Origin of the sequence: Acinetobacter sp. (assembly GCF_041911495.1) — a bacterium.
GTDB lineage: Bacteria > Pseudomonadota > Gammaproteobacteria > Pseudomonadales > Moraxellaceae > Acinetobacter.
The window spans coordinates 1-5,802 of record NZ_JAYROT010000021.1; the positions used below are offsets into that span (position 1 = coordinate 1).

Consider the following 5,802-nt stretch of genomic DNA (forward strand, 5'->3'; position numbering starts at 1 on the left):
CCCGAAGGGTTATGGCTAAAATTGCCATAAACTTCGTTATGAAACTTGACAAGGGAGTGACCATTCTCTGCGTTTCATGCCTCGTTTATGTGATTTTAGCCTATAACGCAATGCATGGTTGAAATGTCAACAGACCCTAATTACAACATTGAAGCTGAAAAATAAACTCGAACAATTCCATGAAATTGGAATTAATTGTCCACTGTCGCTAGCTGAAAATGTCGATTCGAAGTAGAATATGACTCTTCATTTTTGCCGTATTGTCACAGATTTTTTCTTTGTCACAATCTTAGTCACATTGCGCAGGTTCAAAAGACTTGCCGTGGAGCCAAAATCAACATGTTTATCGTGGCCGGTGCGTCTGCACATTCTGCTTTTAAGCAAGCTCAATTACTCTCTCGCCTCTCGTCAATTGATACTGTCCAAACTGTGGAAAGTCAATGGGTTTACTTGTTTGATCAAGCCTTAAATGATGAAACTTTGCAATCGGCAAATGCGCTGTTAAATGACAATCAAAGCTTTGTGCTTCGCCAAACTGAAAGCGATGAAGTACAAGTTTTGGTGACACCTCGTGTCGGGACGATTTCGCCGTGGTCATCAAAAGCAACTGATATTTTTAAGAACTGTAATACTCCAGTGCATCGTCTAGAACGTGGCGTACTGTACACCTTGAAAGGTGTATCAAGCGTTTCGAATGCGTTGAAATTGGCGCTACACGATCGCATGACTGAAAGCGTGTTTGATCAGATTGACGATGCCAAAGCATTATTTGTGGAAACAGCACCAAAACCATTAAATAGCATTGATATTCTTGGACAAGGTAAAGAAGCCTTAGTTCAAGCCAATCGTGAATTTGGTTTTGCACTTTCTGATGAAGAAATTGATTATTTAACTGATGCGTTCAATAAGCTCGGACGTAATCCGCATGACATCGAATTGATGATGTTTGCACAGGCAAACTCAGAGCATTGCCGTCATAAAATCTTTAATGCACAGTGGACAATCGACGGTGAAAAACAACCACTCTCCTTGTTCCAAATGATTAAAAATACCTATAAAGAATCGCCAACGGACGTCCTGTCTGCTTATAAAGACAATGCGTCGGTGATCGTTGGCTATGACACCATGCGCTTTTATCCAAAAGCGGATGACAATGGTCAATATGTCTACAAATATAAGAGCCAAGCTGCCCATATCTTGATGAAGGTGGAAACCCACAACCATCCAACGGCGATTTCTCCGTTTGCAGGGGCAGCGACTGGTTCGGGTGGTGAGATTCGTGACGAAGGTGCAACTGGTCGTGGCGGTAAGCCTAAAGCAGGTTTGACAGGCTTTACCGTATCGAATCTGAACATTCCAGGCTTTGAACAACCGTGGGAAGACAACTACGGCAAACCATCTCGTATGGCATCACCGCTACAAATCATGATTGATGGACCACTTGGTGGTGCAGCATTTAATAATGAATTTGGTCGTCCAAACCTGAATGGTTATTTCCGTACTTTTGAACAAAATGTCAATGGTGAAGTGAAAGGCTTCCATAAGCCGATCATGATCGCAGGCGGTTATGGCAACATTCGCCCTGACCATGTAGAAAAAGATGCCATCCAAGAGGGTGATTTGCTGATCGTGCTTGGTGGCCCTGCCATGCTGATCGGTCTTGGCGGTGGTGCAGCGTCTTCTGTCGATAGTGGCACCATGGGTGAGAGTTTAGATTTTGCTTCGGTACAACGTGAAAATCCTGAAATGGAACGTCGTTGCCAAGAAGTGATTGATACTTGTTGGCGTTTAGAGGATGCCAATCCAATCGTATCGGTACATGATGTCGGTGCGGGCGGGATTTCGAATGCCATGCCTGAATTAGTCAATGACCATGAGCTCGGTGCGGTGCTCAATCTGCGTAAGATTCCATCGCTTGAACCGGGTATGTCTCCGATGGAAATTTGGTCGAATGAAGCGCAAGAGCGTTACGTCTTGGCGATTCGTCCAAGTTCGTTGGCGCAGTTTGAAGACATCTGTGCCCGTGAGCGTTGCCCGTTTGCGGTATTGGGTGAAGCGACTGAAGCACGTCATCTGACCGTTGAAGATCCGCTATTTGAAAATAATGCGGTGGATATGCCGATGCAGGTCATGCTTGGCGGTACACCACGTATGCAACGCAGCTATGAAACAGTGACTCGTCAAGGCAATGACTTTGATGCGTCGAAAATTGATCTCAGCGATGCGATTTTCCGTGTGCTAAAAAATCCAACTGTGGCCTCAAAATCATTCTTGATCACCATTGGCGACCGCTCAATCACAGGCATGGTTGCTCGTGATCAGATGGTCGGACGTTGGCAAGTGCCTGTCGCAGATGCGGCAGTGACCACCACCAGTTTGCAAGGCTTTACAGGTGAAGCGATGGCAATGGGTGAGCGTCCACCAGTGGCATTGCTTAATCCTGCGGCATCGGTACGTCTTGCGGTGGCAGAGGCGATTACCAATATTGCTTCAGCAAATATTGAACAACTCAGCGACATTAAACTCTCTGCAAACTGGATGGCAGCCGCAGGACAAAAAGGTGAAGATCAAGCCTTGTTTGAAGCGGTGAAAACCGTCGGTATGGAGATCTGTCCTGCGCTTGGTATTGCGATTCCTGTGGGTAAAGACTCGTTGTCGATGCGTACCACATGGCAAGATGATGGTGTGGATAAATCAGTCACTTCACCTGTTGCAGGTGTGATGACGGCATTCGCGCCTGTGAACGATGTACGTAAAACACTCACGCCAGAGCTTAAAAATACCGATTCAGTACTCGTGCGTATTGATTTATCCAAAGGTCAATTCCGTCTTGGTGCATCGATCTTAGCGCAAGTTTATAAGGCGATTGGTACGACAGCACCTGACGTTGATAGCTTTGATGATCTGAAAGCATTCTTTGCACTGATTCAAGATTGGAATAATCGTGATTTGATTCAGGCTTATCACGATATCGGTGATGGTGGTGTATTGGCGACCGTGGCAGAGATGATGTTTGCCTCTCGTCTAGGTGTTGCACTTGAGCCACAAACGATTGAAAGCTTATTCGCAGAAGAAATTGGTGCAGTTTTACAAATTAAATCTTTAGATTGGGACAGCCTTCAAAGCAAAATTGCCAATTCTAGCTTAAATGATGCCATTTCATTACTTGGTCAAGTCAATAACAATGATCAATTGAGCGTGAATGGTCTGACCTTTGAACGTGTTGCACTCCAACAGGCATGGTCAGAAGTATCGCATCAAATCCAACGTCTACGTGACAATGTAGAAACTGCTGATCAAGAATTTGCTTTGATCGCAGATCGCAATCATCAAGGTTTGATTGCCAAACCGACCTTTGATTTAAATGAAGCGATTGAAGCGTCCATGATCAATGTACGCCGTCCAAACATGGTGATCCTGCGTGAACAAGGCGTCAATGGTCATGTGGAAATGGCTGCTGCTTTTGATAAAGTTGGCTTTAATACGGTCGATGTGCACATGAGTGATTTACTTTCAGGTCGTATTAACCTTGATGATTTTGAAGGTTTAGTGGCGTGCGGCGGCTTCTCATACGGTGACGTACTCGGTGCAGGTGGTGGCTGGGCGAAATCCGTGCTGTTCAATGCCAAGTTGCGCGATCAGTTTGAAAAATTCTTTAATCGTGATGAGACTTTCAGCCTCGGTGTGTGTAATGGCTGTCAAATGTTGTCACAGCTTGCGCCATTAATTCCTGGTGCTGATCATTGGGGACGTTTCCACCGTAATACTTCGGAAGTCTTTGAAGCACGTAGCGTCAATGTTCGTATCGAAAAATCAACATCTGTGCTTTTAGACGGTATGCAAGGGTCGATCTTACCGATCGCTGTGGCGCACGGTGAAGGGCGCTTGGTGGCAAGTACAGAAAATATCGCAACACTAAATGCGAACAGCCAAGTAGTGATGCGCTATGTCGATAGTCAAGGCAATCCGACCCAACATTATCCACTGAATCCGAACGGTTCACCTGAAGCAATTACAGGTCTGACCTCGCGCGATGGACGTGCAACGATCATGATGCCACATCCAGAGCGTAACTTCCGTGCGCTACAACACTCTTGGAAACCTGAAGATTGGCAACAAGATGGCGCATGGTTGCGTATGTTTAGAAATGCACGACGTTTCTTGGGTTAAATATATTGTAAATGACCATAAAACCATCGGTAGGTGGTTTTATGGTCTTGTTTGCTTTGGCGTTTTTGATTGTCTATTGGGAAAATAAACAGCGTAATTCACCAAAGTCAGCGCAAGTATAAAATCTCGAGCTGATTGATTCAGCTCGATTATTTTTTGAAATTTACAGTGGCGAATACCTGTTTAATTGTCTACTAGAGGCTGACTGACCAAAAAGTCAGGTGGTGTCAAAATGGTATCTCGGATTTCATTGGATAACTCAGGATAATCCAACGTGTAATGCAAGCCACGAGATTCTTTGCGCTGCATCGCACAACGCACAATCATTTCAGACACTAAAACCAAATTACGCAGTTCGATCAGATTTTTACTGACCTTATAGCCTTGATAATATTCTTCAATTTCTCGTTTCAGCATTTCGATACGATGCAAAGCACGTTCCAAGCGTTTGGTTGTACGCACAATGCCGACATAGTTCCACATCGAAGTACGCAGTTCATCCCAGTTTTGTAGAATGACGACATCTTCGTCAGGATGTTCTACTTGTGAGGCATCCCAAGGATTGACTTGATCAAATCGTGGCGCATTGTTGATTTGGGATTGAATATGCTTGGCTGCGCTCATGCCATAGACAAAACATTCTAAAAGGGAGTTGCTCGCCATACGGTTGGCACCATGTAAGCCAGTCGAGGAAGTTTCGCCAATCGCATACAGCCCTGCAATATCAGTTTCACTATGCTGATCGACGATCACACCGCCACAAGTGTAATGTGCTGCGGGAACCACAGGGATCATATCTTTGGTAATGTCTATGCCGAGTTCAAGTAAGCGTGTATAAAGCGTTGGGAAATGTTCTTTGACAAAACTTTCGGGTTGGTGGGTAATATCGAGCCAGACATGACGTAGACCAAGCCGTTTCATCTCATAGTCAATTGCACGAGCCACCACATCACGTGGAGCAAGTTCGGCACGTTCATCAAAACGAAGCATAAAACGCTCACCATCAGGCAGGCGTAAATATGCACCTTCACCACGCATTGCTTCGGTAATTAAAAACGAACGAGCTTTAGGATGGTAAAGACAGGTTGGGTGGAATTGGTTAAATTCCATATTGGCAATACGGCAACCTGCACGCCACGCCATAGCAATGCCATCACCCGTCGCAATGTCAGGATTGGATGTATAGAGGTAGGCTTTCATTGCACCGCCACAGGCGAGCGCAGTAAATGGTGCTAAAAACGTTTTGACTTCGCCTGTTGTTTCATCCAGCGCATAAACACCAATTGCACGATTTTCAGAATGTTCTATCTGGGCTTTTTGAGTGGTGATGACATCGATCGCCACCACATTTTCAAATAAATGAATATTTTCTTTTTCTTGAGCACGCTCAACCAAAGTCGTGGAAATCGCTTTGCCTGTGGCATCAGCAGCATGGATGATACGACGCTGTGAATGTCCGCCTTCACGAGTAAGGTGTAAATTTTCATGTTCATCTAAAGTAAACTGCACACCTTGCTTAAGTAGAAAGTCAACGGCATCTTGCCCACCTTCAACGGTGAATTTAACCGCATCTAAATGACATAAATGAGCGCCTGCAATCATAGTGTCATCTATGTGTTGTTCAATCGAATC

Annotated in this window: 2 protein-coding genes; one reads left to right on the plus strand and one right to left on the minus strand. The window is 45.0% G+C overall.

Annotation, left to right across the window (positions count from 1 at the left end; all coding sequences use genetic code 11):
- Nucleotides 1-339 precede the first annotated feature (339 nt).
- Nucleotides 340-4,170, plus strand: a complete 3,831-nt coding sequence (gene purL / locus ACE3PQ_RS02510; protein WP_374294933.1) for a phosphoribosylformylglycinamidine synthase — start codon at nucleotides 340-342, stop codon at nucleotides 4,168-4,170.
- Nucleotides 4,171-4,353: 183 nt separating this feature from the next.
- Here the strand turns inward: purL and nadB are convergent.
- Nucleotides 4,354-5,802: L-aspartate oxidase (nadB, locus tag ACE3PQ_RS02515; protein ID WP_374294935.1), on the minus strand; the 1,449-nt coding region annotated here is incomplete at its 5' end.